General features: G+C 59.4%; 25 protein-coding genes, 1 tRNA gene and 1 pseudogene. 6 read left to right on the forward strand and 21 right to left on the reverse strand.

From position 1 onward, the window contains the following. Positions 1-84, forward strand: an 84-nt coding sequence (locus tag DGA31_RS30605) for an IS3 family transposase (RefSeq protein ID WP_152034988.1), incomplete at its 5' end; no start/stop codon positions are given. 126 nt (positions 85-210) lie between these two features. On the opposite strand, the gene nadA is transcribed toward DGA31_RS30605, so the two are convergent. Further along, on the reverse strand, positions 211-1,269 hold the full coding sequence (gene nadA / locus DGA31_RS00010; protein ID WP_056835086.1) for a quinolinate synthase NadA: 1,059 nt from the start codon (positions 1,267-1,269) through the stop codon (positions 211-213). Between the two features lie 300 nt (positions 1,270-1,569). Between nadA and DGA31_RS00015 the strand changes: the two genes are divergently transcribed. Together DGA31_RS00015 and DGA31_RS00020 are read left to right on the forward strand one after the other, a co-directional pair. Then, positions 1,570-2,019, forward strand: a complete 450-nt coding sequence (locus tag DGA31_RS00015; protein ID WP_109511152.1) for a DUF7832 domain-containing protein — start codon at positions 1,570-1,572, stop codon at positions 2,017-2,019. Beyond that, positions 2,016-2,648, forward strand: a complete 633-nt coding sequence (locus DGA31_RS00020; protein WP_152034981.1) for a DUF1963 domain-containing protein — start codon at positions 2,016-2,018, stop codon at positions 2,646-2,648. Before DGA31_RS00015 ends, DGA31_RS00020 begins: the two co-directional genes overlap by 4 nt. Positions 2,649-2,667: 19 nt before the next feature. On the opposite strand, the gene DGA31_RS00025 is transcribed toward DGA31_RS00020, so the two are convergent. From DGA31_RS00025 to DGA31_RS00110, 18 genes are all read right to left on the reverse strand, one after another. Next, positions 2,668-3,861, reverse strand: coding sequence for a DUF2252 family protein (locus DGA31_RS00025; protein ID WP_109511154.1), 1,194 nt, complete (start codon positions 3,859-3,861; stop codon positions 2,668-2,670). A 264-nt stretch (positions 3,862-4,125) separates the two neighbouring features. Next, positions 4,126-4,201: transfer RNA gene (locus DGA31_RS00030), tRNA-Lys, on the reverse strand. Between the two features lie 60 nt (positions 4,202-4,261). Beyond that, positions 4,262-4,936 carry a 7-cyano-7-deazaguanine synthase QueC gene (queC, locus tag DGA31_RS00035; RefSeq protein ID WP_056835078.1) on the reverse strand — a complete coding sequence of 225 codons (675 nt, stop codon included), beginning with the start codon at positions 4,934-4,936 and terminating at the stop codon, positions 4,262-4,264. A gap of 12 nt (positions 4,937-4,948) precedes the next feature. Then, positions 4,949-5,596, reverse strand: a complete 648-nt coding sequence (gene queE, locus DGA31_RS00040) for a 7-carboxy-7-deazaguanine synthase QueE (protein WP_109511156.1) — start codon at positions 5,594-5,596, stop codon at positions 4,949-4,951. Between the two features lie 168 nt (positions 5,597-5,764). Continuing rightward, on the reverse strand, positions 5,765-6,577 hold the full coding sequence (gene ybgF, locus DGA31_RS00045; RefSeq protein ID WP_082481280.1) for a tol-pal system protein YbgF: 813 nt from the start codon (positions 6,575-6,577) through the stop codon (positions 5,765-5,767). Between the two features lie 6 nt (positions 6,578-6,583). Continuing rightward, positions 6,584-7,087, reverse strand: coding sequence for a peptidoglycan-associated lipoprotein Pal (gene pal / locus DGA31_RS00050; protein ID WP_056835071.1), 504 nt, complete (start codon positions 7,085-7,087; stop codon positions 6,584-6,586). Positions 7,088-7,142: 55 nt separating this feature from the next. Then, the gene (gene tolB, locus DGA31_RS00055; protein ID WP_109511157.1) at positions 7,143-8,444 is read right to left on the reverse strand and encodes a Tol-Pal system beta propeller repeat protein TolB; all 1,302 of its coding nucleotides are present in this window, start codon (positions 8,442-8,444) and stop codon (positions 7,143-7,145) included. Continuing rightward, positions 8,441-9,607, reverse strand: coding sequence for a cell envelope integrity protein TolA (gene tolA, locus DGA31_RS00060; RefSeq protein WP_109511158.1), 1,167 nt, complete (start codon positions 9,605-9,607; stop codon positions 8,441-8,443). The genes tolB and tolA overlap by 4 nt, the downstream gene beginning before the upstream one ends. Next, positions 9,607-10,071, reverse strand: coding sequence for a protein TolR (gene tolR / locus DGA31_RS00065; protein WP_056835064.1), 465 nt, complete (start codon positions 10,069-10,071; stop codon positions 9,607-9,609). Before tolR ends, tolA begins: the two co-directional genes overlap by 1 nt. A gap of 14 nt (positions 10,072-10,085) precedes the next feature. Beyond that, a complete protein-coding gene (gene tolQ / locus DGA31_RS00070; RefSeq protein ID WP_056835063.1) occupies positions 10,086-10,781 on the reverse strand; it encodes a protein TolQ in 696 nt (231 codons plus the stop codon). Continuing rightward, entirely contained in the window at positions 10,771-11,247 is a 477-nt protein-coding gene (gene ybgC / locus DGA31_RS00075) for a tol-pal system-associated acyl-CoA thioesterase (protein ID WP_056835060.1), read from the reverse strand. Before ybgC ends, tolQ begins: the two co-directional genes overlap by 11 nt. Positions 11,248-11,383: 136 nt before the next feature. After that, positions 11,384-12,442, reverse strand: coding sequence for a Holliday junction branch migration DNA helicase RuvB (gene ruvB / locus DGA31_RS00080; protein ID WP_109511159.1), 1,059 nt, complete (start codon positions 12,440-12,442; stop codon positions 11,384-11,386). Then, entirely contained in the window at positions 12,443-13,051 is a 609-nt protein-coding gene (gene ruvA, locus DGA31_RS00085) for a Holliday junction branch migration protein RuvA (RefSeq protein WP_056835057.1), read from the reverse strand. It abuts the gene before it with no gap. An 89-nt stretch (positions 13,052-13,140) separates the two neighbouring features. After that, positions 13,141-13,665 (reverse strand): crossover junction endodeoxyribonuclease RuvC, encoded by a 525-nt coding sequence (gene ruvC, locus DGA31_RS00090; RefSeq protein WP_056835055.1) that lies wholly within the window; start codon positions 13,663-13,665, stop codon positions 13,141-13,143. Positions 13,666-13,770: 105 nt separating this feature from the next. Then, positions 13,771-14,517 carry a YebC/PmpR family DNA-binding transcriptional regulator gene (locus DGA31_RS00095; RefSeq protein WP_056835054.1) on the reverse strand — a complete coding sequence of 249 codons (747 nt, stop codon included), beginning with the start codon at positions 14,515-14,517 and terminating at the stop codon, positions 13,771-13,773. Between the two features lie 127 nt (positions 14,518-14,644). After that, positions 14,645-16,420 carry an aspartate--tRNA ligase gene (gene aspS, locus DGA31_RS00100; RefSeq protein ID WP_056835052.1) on the reverse strand — a complete coding sequence of 592 codons (1,776 nt, stop codon included), beginning with the start codon at positions 16,418-16,420 and terminating at the stop codon, positions 14,645-14,647. Between the two features lie 293 nt (positions 16,421-16,713). Next, positions 16,714-17,049 (reverse strand): ribbon-helix-helix domain-containing protein, encoded by a 336-nt coding sequence (locus tag DGA31_RS00105; protein WP_177339445.1) that lies wholly within the window; start codon positions 17,047-17,049, stop codon positions 16,714-16,716. A gap of 274 nt (positions 17,050-17,323) precedes the next feature. Continuing rightward, the gene (locus DGA31_RS00110) at positions 17,324-17,797 is read right to left on the reverse strand and encodes a Dps family protein (RefSeq protein WP_056835048.1); all 474 of its coding nucleotides are present in this window, start codon (positions 17,795-17,797) and stop codon (positions 17,324-17,326) included. Between the two features lie 396 nt (positions 17,798-18,193). On the opposite strand from DGA31_RS00110, the pseudogene DGA31_RS30610 reads away from it, so the two are divergent. Both DGA31_RS30610 and DGA31_RS30615 read left to right on the forward strand, forming a co-directional pair. Beyond that, positions 18,194-18,469, forward strand: a pseudogene (locus DGA31_RS30610) (cold shock domain-containing protein membrane protein); the annotation flags it as partial. A 90-nt stretch (positions 18,470-18,559) separates the two neighbouring features. After that, positions 18,560-18,799 carry a cold-shock protein gene (locus tag DGA31_RS30615; protein WP_236709353.1) on the forward strand — a complete coding sequence of 80 codons (240 nt, stop codon included), beginning with the start codon at positions 18,560-18,562 and terminating at the stop codon, positions 18,797-18,799. Between the two features lie 56 nt (positions 18,800-18,855). Here DGA31_RS30615 and DGA31_RS00120 read toward each other — a convergent pair whose 3' ends face one another. Together DGA31_RS00120 and DGA31_RS00125 are read right to left on the reverse strand one after the other, a co-directional pair. Then, positions 18,856-19,062, reverse strand: coding sequence for a SlyX family protein (locus DGA31_RS00120; protein WP_056835044.1), 207 nt, complete (start codon positions 19,060-19,062; stop codon positions 18,856-18,858). Further along, complete coding sequence (locus DGA31_RS00125) at positions 19,059-19,487, reverse strand: HIT domain-containing protein (protein ID WP_109511160.1); 429 nt, start codon at positions 19,485-19,487, stop codon at positions 19,059-19,061. The genes DGA31_RS00120 and DGA31_RS00125 overlap by 4 nt, the downstream gene beginning before the upstream one ends. Before the next feature lie 809 nt (positions 19,488-20,296). Here DGA31_RS00125 and DGA31_RS00130 point away from each other — a divergent pair. Next, the gene (locus DGA31_RS00130; protein WP_109511161.1) at positions 20,297-21,622 is read left to right on the forward strand and encodes an OprD family porin; all 1,326 of its coding nucleotides are present in this window, start codon (positions 20,297-20,299) and stop codon (positions 21,620-21,622) included. The last annotated feature ends 1 nt before the right edge of the window (position 21,623 follow it).

Consider the following 21,623-nt stretch of genomic DNA (forward strand, 5'->3'; position numbering starts at 1 on the left):
TACAATCATGACCGGATAAAAGTAAAGCTTGGTGGATTGAGTCCTGTGGAGTTCAGGACTCGCTCTGTAGGCGTATGGCAATAGACTGTCCAACTTTTTGGGGTCAGATCAGTCCGGTGCCAGGCCCGAGACCTTGGGCGACATCAGTCCTGTGGGAGGCGGCTTGCCGGCGATGAGGCCAGGACGGGCCTTTAACTAACGCATGCAGATTCAGGCGTTGCCGGCCTGCCTGAGGCGGGCGGCCTGGGTGAAGTCGAGCATGCGCTGCAAGGGCCGTACGGCCTGCGGGATCAGGGCCGGGTCGACGAAGATCTCGTTGCTGCCATCGCGCAGGCATTGCAGGGTGCGCTCCAGGGTGTTCATCGCCATCCACGGACAATGCGCGCAGCTTCGGCAAGCCGCGCCGTTACCGGCAGTGGGGGCTTCGATGAAAATCTTGTCCGGGCACAGCTGCTGCATCTTGTAGAAAATGCCGCGATCGGTCGCCACGATGAACATCTTATTGGGCAGGCGCTGGGCGGCGGCAATCATCTGGCTGGTCGAGCCCACGGCATCGGCCAGGGCAATCACGGCTTCCGGCGACTCGGGGTGCACCAGCACGGCTGCTTCCGGGTACAAGGCCTTCATGTCTTCGAGCTGCTTGGACTTGAACTCTTCATGCACGATGCACGCCCCGTCCCACAACAGCATGTCAGCGCCGGTCTGCCGCTGGATCCAGCGCCCCAGGTGCTTGTCCGGGGCCCAGATGATCTTTTCGCCGTTATCCATCAGGCTTTCGACGATCTCCAGCGCACAGCCCGAGGTCACGACCCAGTCGGCCCGTGCCTTGACCGCCGCCGAGGTATTGGCATAGACCACCACCGTGCGCTCGGGATGCTGGTCGCAAAACGCCGAGAACTCATCGACCGGGCAACCGACATCCAGTGAGCAGGTGGCCTCCAGGGTCGGCATGAACACGCGCTTTTCCGGGTTGAGAATCTTGGCGGTCTCGCCCATGAAGCGCACGCCGGCCACCAGCACGGTACTGGCAGCGTGGTTATTGCTGAAACGCGCCATCTCCAGCGAGTCGGCCACGCAACCACCGGTCTCCTCGGCCAGGGCCTGGATCACCGGATCGCAATAATAGTGAGCAACCAGCACCGCATCTCGCGCCTTGAGTTCGGCGGCAATCTGTTCACGGTACTGGGCCTGTTCTTCAAGGCTCAACTCTTTCGGCTGTTTGGCAGCGAGATGCGCCTGCACCAGAAAGCGTTCGGAAATCTGCGTCATGTTGGCTGGACCTGAGTGCGCGGTGGCGCGTAATACAAGTTTACACCTCAAAGGCCGCCTGACATAAAACCAGGCCTTTGCAGGGAGAGCGCCGTCAGCGTTGCGTGGCCGAAAGCGGGCCGATTCTAACCTCAAAGAACAATTAACGGAGCAAGTTTTTAGAACGCCAAAACATGACTGATTATCATTTATATAAAACCCTGTATCCGGAACTCCTGTAGCAGTCGCGGTCTATGCTTCAAGCCGGGCGATCGATCCGCCCTCCCCTTCATTCGCCAAAGGCGGCCCAAGGAAATCACCATGAAGTACGACGATGCCTCCTGGCACTACGAAGGCACTTACCCCAAGGACCTGCCTGATGCTGCAAGCGCTACGCATATCGGCATGTTCCTGAGCTGGATGGTGATCAACGACCGGGTCAGCGAAGAGTTACTGGAAGACGCCGAAGATGAACTGGATGACCTCAAAGAGCGCTCGATCACCGGCGCACAGTTCGTGCTGAGCATGCTGGACGAAAGAATCACCGACCAGGAATTCGACAAGACCGGCAATGCCTTTGCCTTGGCGTATTACCAGGGACAGGAGAACGACAGCCGCTATATCGATGACTATTTTCAGACCTTCGGCGTGGATGAGCAATCGCTGTACCGGGTCGATGACACCTGGGCCAACTATGACAAGCTCTCAGGCCTGATCGATACCCGCTTCAAGGCGTGGGACGAGGCAGGACGCCCGGAGTACATCATTTGAGCGCAGCCATGACAGTGCTGGGCATGTCGTTTTCAACGCCCGGCAGCACAGCCGGGTGTGGCATCACGCTGGGTGGCAACGCGGCCCGGGTCGAACACTGGCCGCACAACCCCGACGGCGAGCCCCTGACCTTGGTTGCAACCCTCGACTGCGGACAGCTGCGCCAGACTGTCCAGACTGACAGCCTGCCGGCACAAGGGATTCTGTATGTGTTCTCCACCTACAGCCCTGACGGCTACTTTCTGGACAGCATCACCTTCGACGCTGCCGTGCTTCACCGCCCGACACGCCCCAGTGGTTATACGGCCGTATTAGCTGCGGGCGACCATGAACTGCAATACAGCCCTGTGGCGAGCATCGAGCAACGCCTGGCCACGCTTGGCGAGCGGACACTGGGTCCGCAGGATATTCCAGCCGACTCACTGATCAGTATGACGCCACCCCACTGGGCGCCCACCAACCCGCCGATTGATGACGATTACGAATTCTTCTGCCAGTTTTACTCGGCTGACTTCCCGGCGCCCTTTACCGATGTCTTCTACCTGACCGATGCTGTGGCGCATCTTTACCTGCGCAAGGCAAGCAGTCAGGCCCAGGCAGCAGGCCTGTTTTTCGTTCACACGGCATGACACGCTACTGGCTTGTCGCTCAAGCGATTGCCTGCGCCAGTGCATAGCGACGGCAATGCGCCAGATAACCCATTTCATGGTCGCCCACCAATTGCACCACGCTGCTCCACAGCCATGACGGCGCATCGAGCGTACGGGTACGATTTCTCTGCAGGTCAGTCATCCAGGCCAGGCGATCTTCCAGATCCATCTGCCGTGCATGAGCCTGACCGACGACCCGGGCCAGGTAACCGGCAGCCTCCATGGCCTGACGCGGATCAAGCTGGTCAAGCTCCAGCTTGAGGTCCTGTGGCAACAGTTCGCGGATGAAGAACGAATGCTCCAGCAAGCGCACGGCGAGCATGCGATTGCCCAGCCCCGGTGATAACTGTCGTGCGCCCTCGACCACACGCCTGCCGTTGTCCCGAGGCATGCCGGCGCGGGCGGCGCGAGGGGCAGCGGCCGCCACTGCCTGCTTGACGTCCAGCAGGCAATAATCTTCATCGTCGCCATCGCTTACACTCAGCAGCACCGCATAGCGGCGCAAGCCCAGTGAGCTGCAGCCCTTGACCCAATACGCGCAGTCCAACAGTTGCACGTCGCTGTCATGACTGCGGCCCTTGAGCGAAGTCACCAGCGCATGAATTTCCGGGGTCAGGCACAGCACCTCGATGGCCTGGCGCTCGGCCTTGCTCAGTCGCCAGAAATGCTTGCCCAGGGGCAAGGTCAGACGACTGCCAGCCATGCGCTCCTTGGCCAGATGCTTCCAGGTGCGCCGCACCGCGCTGCGCAAGCCAGCCTTGACCTGCTGCGGGCGCAGCGGTTCCTGGTCAAGGCTGGCTTCAAAGGCCAGTTCGTAGCCGCGCATCATTTCTTCGAGCATACGCGCGCTGGTCACACCCGGAAGATCGGACCCACGGGCAGCGGTGGCCAGCGACAAGGCGAGACGGACCAGATCATGGGCGGGGTTACCCACCACTGTCTGATCAAGGTCGCGAATATGCACATCGGTCTCGCCCTTGAGGTTTCCGGTCGGCCCTAGGTTACCGGCGTGACAATCTCCACAGATCCACACGGCCGGTCCACCGGGCAGGCGGCGACCAGGCAGGCTTTGCAGCCACTCGTAGAATTGCACGGTACTGCCGCGCACGTAGGCATGGGCAGAGCGCGCCATCTTCAGGTTACGCATCTGGTCGAGACAGGGCAGGCGACGGGCAGGATCGGGTGTTTTCATGCGAAACCAGACAATGGACAGGATGAGCTGTTGACCATCAGACTGTCACAATTGTTTCAAGGTATTTCAAGAATGACGTGTTTTCACGAAAGAGAACAGGCCAGCGCCATGCCCGCTGTAAGGAATGGAACACCCCAACGCAAAAACCCACCTGATAAGGTGGGTTTCAAGGTGTTTCTGTAGGCTGAGCCACTGACTCGCTACTGACATCTGCGGCCCTGACACCAAGAGTGTCCTGAACCTTCTTGCAGCTGCCTTTGAAGATGGTGGGTCGTGTAGGATTCGAACCTACGACCAATTGGTTAAAAGCCAACTGCTCTACCAACTGAGCTAACGACCCGTTGCGTGGGGCGTATATTACTGATTTTTATCAGTAATTCAACACCCTTGCGCAAAAAAACTAAAAATAGTTCGTCGGGTCTGCAACACCGGCTGCCGCGAAGCCTTCGGCACGCAGGCGGCAACTGTCGCATTTGCGGCAGGCACGTCCCTGATCATCGGCCTGATAGCACGACACCGTCAGTGAATAATCCACACCCAGCTTCATGCCAGCCGCGACGATATCCGCCTTGCTGAGGTTCTGCAGGGGCGCCTGAATGGTAAAGCCCTGCCCTTCGACTCCGGCCTTGGTCGCCAGGTTGGCCAGGCGCTCGAAAGCCTCGACGAACTCGGGGCGGCAATCGGGATACCCGGAATAGTCCACGGCATTGACGCCAATGAAGATATCCCGCGCCCCAAGCACTTCGGCCCAGCCCAGCGCCAGCGACAGGAACACCGTGTTGCGGGCCGGCACATAGGTGACCGGAATACCTTCGGTCGGCGCTTCGGGTACGTCGATGCTGCTGTCGGTCAGCGCCGAGCCGCCCATGCCGTCCAGGTTCAGGCCGATGACCTTGTGCTCGATGGCGCCCAGATCACGAGCCACACGTGCGGCGGCCTGCAGTTCGGCACGGTGCCGCTGGCCATAATCGAAGCTCATGGTGTAGCAGGCGTAACCTTCGGCACGGGCCATGGCCACCACGGTGGCGGAGTCCAGGCCACCGGACAACAGGATGACTGCTTTTTTGTCGCTCATGTTCATTTCCCCTCAGCGCCCTGGCTCATCGTCCCAAAGCAGTTTGTGCAATTGCATCTGCAGGCGTACCGGCAGATTGTCCGCCACGATCCAGTCGGCCAGATCACGACCCTTGAGCTGGTGATGGCTGGCCGAGAACAAGACTTCGCCGGCACGCTCGTCAAGCCGGTACTGGATCAGCTTGGACACCGCCCAGTCGTAGTCTTCGCGCGAGCAGATCACGAACTTGACCTGGTCATTGGTCGTCAGCCACTCCATGTTTTCGTAGCGGTTGCGCGCCACTTCCAGTGACCCCGGCGTCTTGAGATCGACCACGCGACTGACCCGTGGGTCAACTGCCGAGATGTCCAGGGCACCACTGGTCTCCAGCGACACCTCATAGCCGGCGTCACACAGGCGCTTGAGCAAGGGAATGGCATTGGGCTGCGCCAGCGGCTCACCACCGGTCACGCAGACATAGCGCGGCTTCCAGGTCGCGACCTGCTCGACGATGGCATCCAGCGTGGTGATGGTGCCGCCGGTAAAGGCGTAGGCGCTGTCGCAATATTGGCAGCGCAACGGGCAGCCGGTGAGGCGCACGAATACGGTGGGCAACCCGGCGGTTCGGGTTTCACCCTGCAGCGAGTGAAATATTTCGGTGATGCGTAGGGTGTCTTGCATAGGGGCCACGGGCGTAACAGCTAAACAGGCTGTCCGCCTCCGTCAGGCACTTCAGGGTATCCGCGCTCGCGTAATACCAGGAAGCGTAATGAGCAAAAAATTTCGGGTGCGAAGTCTAACGAAAAAAGCCGCGACAAGCGCGGCTTTCTTGAACAGCTGTACGGTCGATCAGAGGCGTTGCAGGTCACGCTGCGCCAATTGCGCAGCCGAGGTGCCCGGATACTGGGCAATCACCTGCTGGAGAATCCCCTTGACCTTGTCGGTATGGCCCAGGCGACGCTCGACATCAGCCAGCTTGTAGAGCGAATCCGGCACCTTGGCATGCTTGGGATAGGCCTGGCTGACTTTGGCAAACGCCTGGCCTGCACCTTGCAAGTCGCCTTTGGCCAGGTTGACTTCACCCAGCCAGTACTGGGCGTTGCCCGCGTAGCTGCTGTTGGGATACTTGCGCAGGAAAGCGGCAAAAGCCTGGCTGGCCTTGTCGAAATCCTTGGCCTTGACCAGGTCGAAGGCTGCTTCGTAATAAAGCTTTTCCTTCGCCGGATCAGGCGGCTCGCCCCCCGCAACCGGTGCAGCATTGCTGACCGGGGCCGAAGGCGTCCCGCTGGCGTTTACTGCATTGCCAGCGGGTTGAGAATTGTTGTTCGCCGTGGCAGCGCCACTGACGATACGCTGGTCGAGTTCCTGATAACGCTCCAGGGCTTCCTGCTTGATGCGCTGGATGTCATTTTGCTGGACTTCGACGATACCGCGCAAACGCGCGATTTCTTCCTGCATCTGCTGCAACTGTAGAAACAGTTGACCCTGTGCGGAGGGCTGGGCCGCAACCCCGCCCCCCGCATAGGCGCCGGACGTGCCATATCCCGCTGGCGGGTAGCTGCTGCCAGAGCCAGAATTGTCACCGACTACAGGTACCGCACCCCACGCCGCAAGCGGAAGGGTGAGAGCCAAAACGGTTAGAGCACGACGGCACGTTCGCATGTCAAATTACTTACGCAGTTCGACGCGACGGTTTTGAGCCCAGGATTGCTCGTCGTTGCCGGTGGCAACTGGACGCTCTTCACCATAGGAAACCAGTTCCAGCTGAGCTGGGGAAACGCCTTGCAGCACCAGGTAGCGCTGAACGGCTTTCGCACGACGCTCGCCCAGAGCCAGGTTGTACTCGCGAGTGCCGCGCTCGTCGGTGTTACCTTCCAGAACGACGCGAGCGCCGTTGCCTTTCAGGTCCTTGGCATGAACGTCCAGAGCGCGCAGGGCTTCTGGCTTCAGGTCCGAGCTGTCGTATTCGAAGTAGAAGGTGGTGATTGCGCGCAGAGCAGCTTCTTCGCTCAGGCTGCCGTCGACAGCACCAGTGTTGGAGCCGTAACCAGCGTTAGGATCGACAGCACCAGTACCGGCACCGGCATTGTCGCCGCCCTTGGAGGAGCAACCTACTGCTACGGCCATGGCCAGAGCCAGCGCAGCAAACTTACCAAACTTCAGCATTTCCATCTTGAAACTCCTAATGAACCCCAGTGTGTTAAGCAAAAACTTGTGTAGCGCCGCGTCAGTTCAGGTAAGGGGACCAGGACGGTTCTCTGACTTCGCCTTGAGCGGTAGGAAGCGGGAGCCTTACGCGTCCATTGATGGACACGAGCATCAAGACTCCCCGGCCCTGCTGGCGGGTGGCGTAGATTACCATGGTGCCGTTGGGCGCGACAGTGGGTGACTCATCAAGGTTACTGTCTGTGAGGATTTTTACACTCCCACGCGCCAGATCCTGAGCCGCCACCTTGAAGTTAGTGAAGCCTTCCTGACGATGGATCATCACCAGGGTCTTCTCGTCGGCCGACAGTTTCGGGTTGGCATTGTAGTTGCCTGTGAAGGTCACGCGCTGGGCGCCACCACCGGAAACGCTGGTCTTGTAGATCTGTGGCTTGCCGCCACGGTCGGACGTGAAGTAGATCGTCGAGCCGTCCTTGCCGAAGAACGGCTCGGTGTCGATCGAGGAATCATTGGTCACCCGGCTGATCTGGCGGCTGGCCAGATTCATGACATAAATTTCCGGGTTGCCGTCCTTGGACAGCACAAATGCCAGGCGGCTGCCGTCCGGTGACCAGGCCGGCGCACCGTTGAGGCCTTCGAAGTTGGTGATCTGCTCACGGCGACCGGTGTCGATGTGCTGAACGAAGATGCGCGGACGCTTCTGCTCGAACGACACATAGGCGATACGCTTGCCATCAGGCGCAAAACGCGGCGACAGGATCGGCTCGCGCGATTGCAACAAGGTCACCGCACGCGCGCCGTCATAGTCGGAACGCTGCAGGGTGTAGCGGGTGTTGGCTTCGGAGAAACGTTCGGCCGTCACGTACAGCATGCGAGTCGAAAAGGCGCCCTTGATGCCGGTCAGCTTTTCGAACGACTGGTCGGCAATATAGTGCGACATGTCGCGCAACTGGTCGGTGGTGCCCGACACGTTGCCGGCATACACCTGCTGCTCGGTGGCGACGTTGAACAGGGCATATTGCACCTGCAGGCGACCGCCGGACGGGGTGATGTTACCCACCATCACGTACTGTGTACCCAGCGCTTTCCAGTCACGGAACACCACTTCGCTGGCCTGAACCGGCAAGCTGATCATGTTCTGACGTGGAACCGGCGTGTAATAGCCGGAGTTGCGCAGGTCGTTGCCGATGATTTCGGCCATGTCGTCAGGCAGGACGTTACCGCCCTGCCAACCGAACGGCACGACGGCAATCGGGGTAGCACGGTCACTTCCGCTGGTGACCATAATGTTCTTTTCCTCTGCGACAGCCAATCCTGCCGCACAGCAAAGAACCACAAGCAGTCCTCGAAGAAGGTTAATCACAAGGCTAGATCCTCAGGTGTGAATGTCATCTTGAATGAACGATAGGGCGCGAACTCAGCTGGTTTGAGCCCCTGCATCTCTGTCAAACGACCAATGTTCTTGACCGCTGCTACCGCCGAACTGTCGAACGGACCATCGCCGCTGGAGCGGGAAATACTGACCGACGTCACAGTACCGTCAGGCAACATACCGATCTGCAGCACCACGGCCATACCCTTGCGCGCCGATGGCGGACGTGCCCAGCCTTCGGATGCACGCATGCGAATCAGGTCGTCGAAGCTGCCGGCCGTTTCATTACCGACTTCGTCGGCCAGGGCCTGTTGACGTTCGGTCTTGTCGGAGAGCAGGTCGGCCAGTGCTTGCGCCTTCTTGTCTTCGGCAGCCTTGCGTGCAGCATCCTGAGCCTTCTTGGCAGCAGCATCGGCAGTGGCTTTCTTCTTCGCGTCTTCGGCGGCTTTCTTCTTGGCGTCTTCGGCAGCCTGCTTCTTGGCGTCTTCAGCCGCTTTTTTCTTTGCATCGTCGGCCGCTTTCTTCTTGGCCTCTTCGGCAGCGGCTTTCTTGGCGTCCTCGGCAGCGGCCTTCTTGGCCTCTTCCTCGGCTTTTTTCTTCGCCTCTTCTTCAGCCTTCTTCTTGGCTATATCAGCCAATTGTTTCTCTTCTGCCTTTTTGGCGTCAGCGGCCTTCTTGGCATCGTCTGCGGCGGCCTTCTTGGCTTCATCGGCCGCTTTCTTGGCTTCTTCAGCCTTTTGCTCGGCTTTTTCCTCGGCCGCCTTTTCCTGGGCTTCCTTCTGCTCGGCGGCCTTGCGCGCCTCTTCGGCAGCCTTTTGTTCCTGGGCTTTTTGAGCGGCGTCGGCTTTCTTTTGTTCCGCCGCCTTTACAGCTTCCTGTTCGATCTTTTTCTGCTCCAGCTGTTCGGCCTCGCTCTGCCGGGCAGCGGTTTTCTTCGCCTCGCCTGCGATCTTCTGGTTGGTCTGGGTGGTCGCCTGGCTCTTGGACTTGAGCTGGTACAGCGTCGCCTGAACCACCGGTTTGGCCTCAGGCAGCTCGGGGGTCATGGCAAAACTGACGAAGAGCGTGCCAAAAATCAGGATGTGCAGACCCACGGCCCAGACAGTAGGCCAGAAGTAATTCTCCGAGGCGGACGGCTCTCGAATTGGTTGCATCAGGGCGCCTCGGTAATCAAGCCGACGTTGGCAATCCCGGCTTTCTGCAGCCCGCCCATGGTCACCATGACCGAACCGTAGTCGACCGCCTTGTCACCGCGGATGAACACCTGTGTCTGCTTGCCGGCGTCACGTCCGGAAGCAACGATCTTGGTCACGGCACTGGTCAGTTGCGGCAAGGTCATGGCCTTGTCCATCTGCTTGTCGGTGTCGACTTCGCTGCCGAGGTTCCAGTAGTAGGTCTTGTCGGCCTTGATCGAAATGGTCAGGACCTGATTGTTGTTGTCCTGCGGCAAGGCCTCGCTGGAGACCTTGGGCAGATCGACCTTCACACCCTGATTGATCATGGGGGCTGTCACCATGAAAATGACCAGCAGCACCAACATCACGTCGATGTAGGGGACCACGTTCATTTCGGCGACCGGCCTGCGTTTTTTGCGACGATCTCGAGCGATCAGAGCCATGGGGAATCAGTACCTCATTCTTCGCTGGTGTGCACTTTGCGGTGCAGGATGGCCTGGAACTCATCGGCAAAGGTGTAGTAGCGATTGATCAGGGTCTCGGTGCGCGCTGCGAAGCGGTTGTAGGCCATGACGGCCGGGATCGCGGCGAACAGGCCGATGGCTGTTGCGATCAGGGCCTCGGCAATGCCGGGGGCGACGGTCGCCAGGGTGGCCTGCTGGGCGGTGGCCAGGCCACGGAAGGAGTTCATGATGCCCCATACGGTCCCGAACAGGCCGACGTACGGACTGGTCGAACCGACAGTGGCCAGGAACGACAGCCCGGTCTCGAGCTTCTCTTCTTCACGCGAGATGGCTACGCGCATGGCACGGGCCACGCCCTCCATCACCGCATCCGGATCGACACCCGACTGCTGGCGCAGGCGGGAAAACTCCTTGAAGCCGGCACGGAAGATCTGCTCGACCCCCGAATCCGGGTCCGGGCTGCTGCCGGCCTGGCGGTAGAGCTTGGACAGGTCGATGCCCGACCAGAACCGCTCCTCGAAACTGTCCAGTGCACGGCGGCCGGCACGAATCATGTTGCTACGCTGAAAAATCATGACCCAGGAGGCGACCGAGGCCGCCACCAGGCTCAGCATCACCAACTGAACGACAATGCTGGCATTGCTGACCAAACTCCACATGGAGGTATGGTCGACGACGTTAGCTTCCACGCTGTATCTCCTGCTCTGAATCCGAATAGGTGCCCGTGTCGCGCTGATCATCGGCAAAGGCCGTGCGCAGCGCTTGGGGAATGGCCCGGGGTTTGAAACTATCGGCGCTTACACACGCCACCAGAAACTGCCCTTCACAGAGCAGCGTTGCATCCGTTACCCGCCTGACCTGCTGACGAAAACGCAGGCTGGCGCGGTTCAATTCGATGACTTGCGCGGTGACCGATAATTCATCGTCCAGCCGTGCAGGCTTGTGGTAACGCGCCTCGCTTGAATGCACGACGAACAACAGGTTCTCATCGGCCAGCCGGGACTGGAGAAAGCCCAGTTGCCGCAGCCGCTCGGTGCGAGCCCGCTCCATGAATTTCAGGTAGTTGACGTAGTAGACGACGCCGCCGGCATCCGTGTCCTCGTAATAGACACGACACAGATGGGCGAACGACTGAACCCCGTTTTGCGCGCGCATACTCTAGTGCTTACTCCTCGGGTTGCCAATCAGGTGATACAACTGTTTTTCAACGTTTCGCAAAACAGGCCCGATGGCATCGCGCAACCCGGCCTTCAATCCTGACGGGAAGCGCTTGAACCCTGCCCCGATGCCATTAGTCGACAGGATCATCGACTGGTTCCCCAATAACTGGCATATCGCCCATTCTTGATGGAATGTTCAGCCCGAAATGCAAATAGGCATGCCGGGTCACCACGCGTCCACGTGGCGTACGCATGATGTAGCCCTGCTGGATCAGGTACGGCTCCAGCACGTCCTCGATGGTATGACGCTCTTCGCTGATGGCCGCCGCCAGGTTGTCGACCCCGACCGGGCCACCGTCGAACTTCTCGATCATGGTCAACAGCAGGCGGCGGTCCTGATGGTCGAAACCGTGTTCGTCGACATCCAGCAGGTTCAAGGCCTTGTCAGCTGTCTGCCGGGTGATCTGGCCGTTGCCGCGGACTTCGGCGAAGTCGCGTACCCGGCGCAGCAAGCGGTTGGCGATACGCGGCGTGCCACGCGCGCGACGGGCGACCTCGAAGGCGCCTTCAGGCTCGATGGTCAGTCCCAGGATGCCGGCCGAGCGCGACACGATGGTCGACAGGTCGGCAATGTTGTAGAACTCCAGGCGCTGTACGATCCCGAAGCGGTCACGCAGCGGATTGGTGAGCATCCCGGCGCGCGTCGTCGCTCCGACCAGGGTGAACGGCGGCAGGTCGAGCTTGATCGAACGGGCAGCAGGCCCCTCGCCGATCATGATGTCGAGCTGAAAATCCTCCATGGCCGGATACAGCACCTCCTCGACGATGGGCGAAAGCCTGTGGATCTCGTCGATGAACAGCACATCGTTGGGTTCGAGGTTGGTCAGGATCGCTGCCAGGTCGCCCGGGCGCTCCAGCACCGGCCCGGAGGTGCTCTTGATCGACACACCCATTTCCTGGGCGATGATATTGGCCAGGGTGGTCTTGCCAAGCCCTGGCGGGCCGAAGATCAGGGTGTGGTCCAGCGATTCGTTGCGTCCGCGCGCCGCCTGGATGAACAGCTCCATCTGCTCGCGCACGGTCGGCTGGCCGATGTAGTCGGCCAGGCTCAGGGGGCGGATGGCGCGGTCGATCTGCTCTTCGCGATCACGGCTGCCAGCGGTGCTTATCAGACGGTCGGCTTCTATCACTTAACCCATCCCCTTCAAGGCACGGCGAATCAGGTCGGCACTGCTCAAGTCTTTATCCTTGATGGCGGAGACGGCTTTGCTCGCCTCCTGGGGCTTGTAGCCCAAGGCAATCAGCGCGCTGACGGCATCAGCCTCTTCCGAGGCGGCGGGCTCAAGTACGCCAGGCCCGCTGGAAACCAGGGCGAATGTCCCTGGCAAGGACTCCCAGGCCTTGAAGCGATCCTTGAGCTCGACCAGCAGCCGCTCGGCGGTCTTCTTGCCGACACCTGGAATACGGGTCAGCGCCGAGGTGTCCTGGGCCTGCACGCAGCGCACCAGCTCATCGACCTCGAGCCCCGACATCAAGGCCAGGGCCAGCTTGGGGCCCACGCCATTGAGGCGGATCAGTTCGCGAAACAGCTCGCGCTCGCGCTTCTCGAAAAAGCCATAAAGCAGGTGCGCGTCTTCACGCACCACCAGGTGAGTGTGCAGCGTCACGCTTTCACCGACATGCGGCAGCCGGTACAGCGTGGTCATCGGCACCTCGAGCTCGTAACCGACCCCATTGACATCCAGCACCAGGTGGGGCGGCTGCTTTTCGACCAGTGCACCGCGTAAACGTCCAATCACCGTCAGATCCTATATTGCCCTTGGCCCACTGAAAAAATGGACACAATCATGGCTGCAAGCAAGTGAAAAAATGCGAGCGGATGCTGCAATCAGAGCCGCAACCGCCCGCGTCGACTGCGCGCCGCACTCAACCCATGAGGCGCCAGGCTGGAACGGGTATGGGCATGGCACAAGGCAATGGCCAGCGCATCGGAGGCATCGATCTGGGGCTTGCTGGTGAGCTTGAGCAGGTGCATGACCATCATCATCACCTGTTCCTTGTTGGCCGCACCGGTGCCAGCCACCGCCTGCTTGACCTGGGTCGCGCTGTATTCGGCGATCTCCAGCCCCTCTTCGGCCCCGGCGACGATGGCAGCACCCCGCGCCTGACCCAGTTTGAGTGCCGAATCGGCATTACGTGCCATGAACACCCGCTCGATGCCCATGGTGACCGGACCATAGGCACGAATCACCTCACGCACGCCGCGAAACACAATCTGCAGGCGCTCATGCAATTCGCCATCACCGGTGCGGATACACCCGGAAGCCACATAGGTACAGCCACGACCACTGTCATGCACCACACCATAACCGGTAATGCGTGAACCCGGGTCAATACCAAGTATAAGAGTCATAATGCCAGCAGTCCGACGCCGTGACCGGCGCCCTATAAATGCAGAAGCCGACGACCTGTCCGTTTACGACAGATCGACGGCACTCTGGTATTGCTCGAGACCGGATCAGCCCAGCTGTTCCATGATCTCATCGGGAATTTCAGCGTTCGAATAGACGTTCTGCACATCGTCGAGGTCTTCGAGCATGTCGATCAGCTTGAGGACCTTCTCGGCATGTTCCAGGTCAAGCACTGCACTGGTGGTGGGCAGCAGGACGATCTCGGCATCCGTACCCTTGAAACCGGCAGCCTCCAGGGCATTACGCACCGCGTAGAAACCGGCAAAGGAGGTGAACACGTCGATGGAGCCATCTTCGTTGGTCACCACATCGTCGGCATCGGCCTCCATGGCCGCTTCGATCAAGGCGTCTTCATCGACGCCGGCCGCAAAGGAGATCTGCCCCTTGCGGTCGAACAGGTAGGCCACCGAACCGTCGGTGCCCAGATTGCCGCCACACTTGCTGAAGGCATGTCGTACAGCCGCTGCCGTACGATTGCGGTTGTCGGTCATGGCCTCGACCATCACCGCCACGCCGCCCGGGCCATAGCCCTCATAGCCCAGCTCGACCATGTCGTCAGCATCGGTGGCGCCGGCACCACGGGCGACCGCACGGTCGATGGTGTCACGGGTCATGTTGGCACTCAGCGCCTTGTCCAGCGCCAGGCGCAGACGCGGGTTGGAGCCTGGATCGCCGCCGCCCTGACGGGCTGCCACGGTCAGCTCACGAATCCACTTGGTGAAAACCTTGCCTTTCTTGGCATCCTGACGCTCTTTGCGGTGCTTGATGTTCGCCCACTTAGAATGACCTGCCATTTCTCGCTCCAGATTCTTTCACAAACACGCTCGCCTCTCGCCCGTTGTCACAAGCGAAAGGCTCGAACACCTGATCCAAGGCATGGGCACAGGACGCACACCGGGTGCGCCCTGCCCTGCCTCTGCCTTACTCGGCCTTTTGCTGCTCGCGCAGGCGGATGTGCAGTTCGCGCAGTGCCTTGGCGTCGACGACACCTGGCGCCTGGGTCATGACATCGGCAGCGCTCTGGGTTTTCGGGAAGGCAATGACTTCACGAATCGACTGCGCGCCGGTCATCAGCATCACCAGGCGATCGAGGCCGAATGCCAGGCCACCATGCGGCGGTGCGCCAAACTTCAGTGCGTCGAGCAGGAAGCCGAACTTCTCCTGCTGCTCGTCTTCGTTGATGCCCAGAAGACGGAAGACCGCCTGCTGCATTTCCTTGCGATGGATACGGATCGAACCGCCGCCCAGCTCGGTGCCGTTGAGCACCATGTCGTAGGCCCGCGACAGCGCCTTGCCCGGGTTGGCTTCCAGCTCTTCAGGGCTGCACTTTGGCGCCGTGAACGGGTGGTGCAACGCCGAGAACGAACCGTCGTCGTTTTCTTCGAACATCGGGAAGTCGACGACCCACATCGGCGCCCACTCGCAGGTGTGCAGCTTGAGGTCGTTGCCCAGCTTGATGCGCAGCGCGCCCAAAGCCTCGCTGACGATCTTGAACTTGTCGGCACCGAAGAACACGATGTCGCCGTCGACCGCGCCTACGCGATCCAGGATGACCTTGAGGTTTTCTTCAGGGATGAACTTGACGATCGGCGACTGCAGGCCTTCGACGCCCTTGGCACGCTCGTTGACCTTGATGTAGGCCAGGCCCCTGGCGCCGTAGATGCTGACGAACTTGGTGTAGTCGTCGATCTGGCTGCGTGGCATGTTGGCGGCGCCTGGCACACGCAAGGCGGCAACGCGCCCCTTCGGATCGTTGGCCGGGCCGCTGAACACCTTGAATTCCACACCGGTCAGCTGGTCGGCGACGTCGACCAGTTCCAGCGGGTTGCGCAGGTCGGGCTTGTCCGAGCCATAGCGACGCATGGCTTCTTCGAACGGCATGTGCGGGAACTCGCCAAACTCGACGTCCAGCACTTCCTTGAACAGCTGGCGCACCATTTTCTCGGTCAGGCCGATGATGTCGTCTTCGTCCAGGAAGCTGGTCTCGATGTCGATCTGGGTGAATTCCGGCTGGCGGTCGGCGCGCAGGTCTTCGTCGCGGAAGCACTTGGCAATCTGGTAGTAACGGTCGAAGCCGGCCACCATCAGCAACTGCTTGAACAACTGCGGCGATTGCGGCAAGGCGAAGAAGCTGCCGGGGTGGGTGCGGCTCGGCACCAGGTAGTCACGGGCACCTTCAGGGGTGGCACGGGTCAGGATCGGCGTCTCGACGTCCAGGAAACCGTTGTCATCCAGGTAGCGGCGGATGCTGGTGGTAATGCGCGAACGCAGGCGCAGCTTTTCAGCCATTTCCGGACGACGCAGGTCGATGAAGCGGTAACGCAGGCGGGTTTCCTCGCCCACGTCGGAGTATTCGTTGAGCGGGAACGGCGGGGTTTCCGACTCGTTCAGCACTTCGAGCTCGTAACCGAGGACCTCGATGCCACCGGAGGCCATGTTCGGGTTGACGGCGCCGGCCGGACGGGCACGCACCTTGCCGACGATCTTGACGACATATTCGCTGCGCACACGGTCGGCTGCCGCGAAGGAGTCGGCGCGATCCGGATCGAAGACCACCTGAGCCATCCCTTCACGGTCACGGATGTCGAGGAAAATCACGCCACCGTGGTCACGACGACGATGGACCCATCCGCAAAGGGTAACTTCCTGACCTTCCAGACTCTCGTTCAGTTGGCCGCAATAGTGGCTGCGCATCATGATGTTGTATTCACTTCCGTAATTCGAGATTCAGTGGCGGCTTTGGCCCCTGGCGAGCGTCCAATAGTGCAAGAGCCACGAGGTGCAGTTCAAGCAGCGGTGTCCGCGCAGAGCCATGCCATTGGCAAGACGGAGGATTATATAGAGTTAATCGATATGTTGCAGCCGCACGAACCCATCCGACGGGAGACAGGTTCGTGCCGACTGGAGCAGCCCTGGCAGCACGACAAGGCACCAGGACCGGAACGCGATCACCCGACGGCAATCGCGCATGAAAAATCTGAGCGCTGCCGTCAGGCCTGATGCTGGGCCTTGAGCAGATGTGCCACGCAAACGACCCGGATCAGGCCGCTGAAATTCTTGACACCGCCGTAACGCAGGTGAACCTCCCTGTCGACATAGGACAGGACGGCATTGACCGAGCAATTATTGGACCGGGCAATGGCCGAAAGAATGTTCCAGTAGACATTTTCCAGCCGCAGGCAGGTCGCCAGGCCATTGAGCCTGACCGACTTGGAGTGGGGCTGGGCCAGCGTCATGTTGAAACCCTCGACGAAGGGATCGTCGGGAATTGCCACATGGCGAATTGAATCTTTTACCTCACGTTCAACACCTCGAATCATGGCAATGATGACCTCCGAATAGTCAACTCAAGGAACCTTGAAAAGAAACATTTAAAAATAAATAAATGCGTCCTTATAAAGCCCGAAACATGAGAACTAATCCAGCAGGCCCAACACTCAAAAGCTGTAGGACATAACCACACCAACATGAGGAATCGGGGATTCGAGAAATGCAATATCAGAAGACAATCAGACGGGTGTTAGATATGTATTTCAACAGGGTGCCACACCTGGCACGCAACAACAGCGGGCAGCGCAGGTACGCCACCCGCTGGCAGGGTTACTGGCCCTCAAGCATTGAGCGCAGCATCCAGGCGGTCTTCTCGTGCACTTGCATGCGCTGGGTCAACAGGTCGGCGGTCGGCTCGTCACTGACCTTGTCCAGCAAGGGAAAAATGCTGCGCGCAGTACGCGTCACGGCTTCCTGCCCCTGAACCAGGCTCTTGATCATGTCAGTGGCGGCTGGCACACCCTCTTCTTCCTGTATGGAAGACAGACGGGCGTAGGTTGAATAGGTGCCGGGCGCCGGAAAGCCCAGCGCACGAATACGCTCGGCAATGGCATCGACCGCCAGTGCCAGCTCGTTGTACTGCTCTTCAAACATCAGGTGCAGGGTGCGAAACATCGGACCGCTGACGTTCCAGTGAAAGTTATGCGTCTTCAGGTACAGCACATAGGTGTCTGCCAGCAGACGGGAAAGCCCGTCGACGATCGACTTGCGATCTTCTTCACTGATACCGATATCGATTGCCATGCTCAAGCTCCTTGAATGACGATAAAAAAACGACAAGGGCCACTCTATCAAGACATGCCCTGCCGCGCAGCACTATAGAGGCGATAGAGCCGCTGCATGCACCTGTGCAACGCCTCTCCCACGACTATGACGCAAAGGGTGCCCGCGCAGTTCCGGCATGACCTGCCGCCACGCCCGCAAGCGACAGCCCATTGCCAGGCAACTGATTTGAGTAGCACATGGCTTTGCTGTTAAATACACCGCGTGTCGCTACAGACCGGCCACCGAACAACTCCACCTGGTTTGTAGTGCATAGGCAGGACCAACGCTCGTGCAGCACGCCTCCTTCATCTTTAGAAGCGTACCGGGCGTTACCCGCTATTTCCTTGCGATCCATCTTAATGCGAGCTTTTTATCATGTTGAAAATCGTCCACCTGGTAACGGGAGCGGCTGCCCTGCTGCTTTCGTTCATCCCCAGCCTGCGCAGCGAAGCGCTCTTTCCCCACCTGTTTGCACCCGAGGCGCTGTACCTGGTCTTCTTCGGCCTGCTCAACCTGCTGCTGGCGCCCGTCGTTCCGCAGTGGAAAAAAGGTCCGCGTCGCACCTTGCAGAATCTGGCCAGTGCCCTGCTGGTCGTTGCAGTCATCGTCCAGACCCTGGCACTGCTGGTACCCCTGCAAAGCATTGCCGACCAGCCAGCCATCGCCGTTGCGCTGACCATCGCTCTGCTGGCCGTGGCCCTGCACCTGGCAACCACCTTGCACAAGCGCTCACCGACACCCATTGCCCAAAGCCATGACGTAGGCAACCGCGATACCGGCACCGTGAAATGGTTTAACGCCTCCAAGGGCTTCGGCTTTATTTCCCGGGATTCGGGTGACGATATCTTCGTACACTTTCGCGCCATTCGCGGTGAAGGCCATCGCGTCCTGGTCGAAGGCCAGCGCGTGGAGTTTTCCGTGATGAACCGCGACAAGGGCCTGCAGGCCGAAGACGTGATTGCCGCACTGCCGCGTCGCTAAGCCCACCCTCAAGCAACATAAAAAAGCCGCGAATCGATCGCGGCTTTTTTCTTCTTTCAATAATGCGGTGGAGGCGCTTCATCCTCAAAACCGTCACCGCGATGACTCATTTCTTCCTGACGCTTGATCACCATTGCCAGTTGCAGCTGCAGGCGGTCCAGGCTGCGCTGCTGGGCAACCAGCGCATCATTGAGTGCCTGGATGGTGTCGTCCTGAAAGGCCAGGCGGGTTTCAAGCTCGACGACGCGCAATTCAAGACTCATAACAACGCCTCAAACTCAAAGGCACTGGCCAATCCAGGCTTGAGGCGCTCGATGACAGCGGCATATTGCCCGGCCGTATAAGGCACCGCCGGATGTTTGCCCCACACCGGGGCAGGCCATGCGATGTCATCGCGCAGGCGGACGATGACATGCATGTGCAACTGACTGACGACGTTACCCAGGGTCGCCACGTTGAGCTTGTCAGCCGCAAACACCTCTTTGAGCACGCTCGCCAACAACGTGGTTTCCTGCCACAGCAGCGCCTGCTCATGCTCGGCAAGGTCAAAGACCTCAACAATGCCAGCGCGGCGCGGCACCAGGATGAACCAGGGGTATTGCGCATCGTTGGACAGCAACAGCCTGCACAAAGGGAAATTGCCTATGGGCAAGGTGTCTTGTTGCAGGCGCGAATCGAGAACGAACACAACCGTACTCCTGATCGAAAGAAAAAAGACGCCGCCATGCAGTGACGCCACGCGGCGCACAAGAATATCAAAAACCCGACGCCCCGGCCTGCACCCTTCCTTGGCGCATGGGGCCTGTTGCGCACCGATTCGAAGCCACTGTCATCTGTTGGCAGCAATGACACTGCACGCTGTACCCCTGCGCACAGAGCGGTCACAGATTGTTCATCCGCCAACAGCGACCGGAGCGCTCGTATTCAGGCAGCCCTGCGTCAAAACGCACCAAAACGAAACACAAGTGTGTACCTGGCATACCAATATTGCGGAATTTACCCAAACCGTTGCACTTGAGGTAACGCTTTGCCTGCTACCCGTCGCTGAAAGCCGCCAAGACTGCGCACAGAGCACAGGTCACTCAATATTTACTTTTTTACATATAAAACATGAAGTTACATTGATAATTGAAAGTCGAACCTGAGTTTTTCACAAAATTTTTTCATTTTCAGGAACTTTGAGCACGCTTGTTGCTTTACTACTGGCATGTCTCACGTCGGAAACGGTCGCTTCAATCCTGATCGACTGAACCTGGCAAGACTTTTGCTAAAACCCTGACACCACCGTCGAAGCATTTTACCCAATAGCGACATTTTCGACGACATAAGGGACTTTTTCGACGATAAAGCCGGAAAAAAACCGAAAATAATGGGTTTGCGACTCTCGCAACCCCGGCCGGCGTGATGTACATTGCGCCAGCATAAAAAGAAAGAGCCGCCCAGATAAAAATACAGGTGAGCGGCAAGAGTCTTCTAAAAACCAAAGGAGCAATCACGATGAGAGTGATGAAGTGGAGCGCAATCGCACTGGCCGTTGCAGCAGCAGCCAGCACCCAATTGGCCACGGCAGCGCCGTTCGTCAGCGACCAGGCTGAGGCCAAGGGTTTTGTCGAAGGCAGCTCGTTGAACCTCAAGGCCCGTAACTACTATTACAACCGCAACAAGAAAGACGGCGCGGTTGATGATAAAGACTGGACCCAGGGTTTCTCCGCGATGTACAGCTCTGGCTACACCCAGGGCACCGTCGGTGTCGGCGTTGACGCTTTCGGCTTCTTCGGCCTGAAACTGGACGGCGAAGACAAGTATTCGGGCTCCGGCAACCTGGTAGTCGACAGCCGCGGCCGTAACGAAGACAGCTTCGGCAAGGCCGGTGGCGCCGTCAAATTCCGCATTTCCAAGACTGAACTGAAAATCGGCGACATGATGCCGACCAGCCCGGTCTTCGCCGTAGGCGGCTCGCGCCTGGTCTCCCAGTCTGCCAGCGGCATCAGCCTGCAGAGCAGCGAGTTCGCAGGCCTGGATCTGGAAGCCGGTCACTTCTACTCCGGCACCAGCCAGGATGAGACCAATCGTAACGGCAGCATCTGGGCCAACTACGCTGGCGTGACCGCCAAGACCGCCGATTTCGCAGGCGGCAAATACTCGATCACCGACAGCCTGGGCGTAGCCTTCTATGCTGCCAACCTCGAGGATGTCTGGAACCAGTACTACGCCAACATCAACTACGCCCTGCCACTGGGCGGCGATCAGTCCCTGGCGTTCGACGCCAACCTGTACCGCACCGTCGACGAAGGCAGCGCCAAGGCCGGCTCGATCAGCAACACCGCCTTCTCCGGCTCGGTCGCCTACTCGTTCCTGGCGGCACACACCGTCACCCTGGCCCTGCAGAAGATCAACGGTGACACGCCGTTCGACTACATCGGTATCGGCGACAACAACCGTGGTGGCGACTCGATCTTCCTGAATAACTCCATTCAGTACTCCGACTTCAACGGTCCGAACGAGAAGTCCGCCCAGGTGCGTTACGACCTGAACATGACACCTTACGGCGTTCCAGGCCTGAGCTTCATGGCTCGCTACGTCAAGGGCTGGGACATCGACGGCAGCAACACGCCTGTCAACAGCGCCTACGCCGGCCTCTACGGTTCAGACGGTGAACACCGCGAGACCAACGTCGAAGCCAAATACGTGCTGCAATCGGGCCCTGCGAAAGATTTGTCCTTCCGCATCCGTCAAGCCTGGCACCGCGGCAACGCCGACCAGGCCGAAGGCAACATCGACGAGTTCCGCCTGATCATCGACTACCCGATTTCGGTTCTGTAAT

The organism is Pseudomonas ovata (genome assembly GCF_003131185.1).
Taxonomy (GTDB): domain Bacteria; phylum Pseudomonadota; class Gammaproteobacteria; order Pseudomonadales; family Pseudomonadaceae; genus Aquipseudomonas; species Aquipseudomonas ovata.

Excerpts from the sequence above, each read along its gene's own strand:
- pal (WP_056835071.1), bottom strand. The coding sequence starts at position 7,087 with ATGGAAATGCTGAAGTTTGGTAAGTTTGCTGCGCTGGCTCTGGCCATG.
- ybgC (WP_056835060.1), bottom strand. The coding sequence starts at position 11,247 with ATGCGCGCGCAAAACGGGGTTCAGTCGTTCGCCCATCTGTGTCGTGTC.
- DGA31_RS00015 (WP_109511152.1), top strand. The coding sequence starts at position 1,570 with ATGAAGTACGACGATGCCTCCTGGCACTACGAAGGCACTTACCCCAAG.
- DGA31_RS00110 (WP_056835048.1), bottom strand. The coding sequence starts at position 17,797 with ATGGCAATCGATATCGGTATCAGTGAAGAAGATCGCAAGTCGATCGTC.
- nadA (WP_056835086.1), bottom strand. The coding sequence starts at position 1,269 with ATGACGCAGATTTCCGAACGCTTTCTGGTGCAGGCGCATCTCGCTGCC.
- DGA31_RS00120 (WP_056835044.1), bottom strand. The coding sequence starts at position 19,062 with ATGAGTCTTGAATTGCGCGTCGTCGAGCTTGAAACCCGCCTGGCCTTT.
- ruvC (WP_056835055.1), bottom strand. The coding sequence starts at position 13,665 with ATGACTCTTATACTTGGTATTGACCCGGGTTCACGCATTACCGGTTAT.
- ybgF (WP_082481280.1), bottom strand. The coding sequence starts at position 6,577 with ATGCGAACGTGCCGTCGTGCTCTAACCGTTTTGGCTCTCACCCTTCCG.
- queE (WP_109511156.1), bottom strand. The coding sequence starts at position 5,596 with ATGCAAGACACCCTACGCATCACCGAAATATTTCACTCGCTGCAGGGT.
- DGA31_RS00025 (WP_109511154.1), bottom strand. The coding sequence starts at position 3,861 with ATGAAAACACCCGATCCTGCCCGTCGCCTGCCCTGTCTCGACCAGATG.
- DGA31_RS00130 (WP_109511161.1), top strand. The coding sequence starts at position 20,297 with ATGAGAGTGATGAAGTGGAGCGCAATCGCACTGGCCGTTGCAGCAGCA.
- aspS (WP_056835052.1), bottom strand. The coding sequence starts at position 16,420 with ATGATGCGCAGCCACTATTGCGGCCAACTGAACGAGAGTCTGGAAGGT.
- queC (WP_056835078.1), bottom strand. The coding sequence starts at position 4,936 with ATGAGCGACAAAAAAGCAGTCATCCTGTTGTCCGGTGGCCTGGACTCC.
- DGA31_RS00095 (WP_056835054.1), bottom strand. The coding sequence starts at position 14,517 with ATGGCAGGTCATTCTAAGTGGGCGAACATCAAGCACCGCAAAGAGCGT.
- tolR (WP_056835064.1), bottom strand. The coding sequence starts at position 10,071 with ATGGCTCTGATCGCTCGAGATCGTCGCAAAAAACGCAGGCCGGTCGCC.
- tolA (WP_109511158.1), bottom strand. The coding sequence starts at position 9,607 with ATGCAACCAATTCGAGAGCCGTCCGCCTCGGAGAATTACTTCTGGCCT.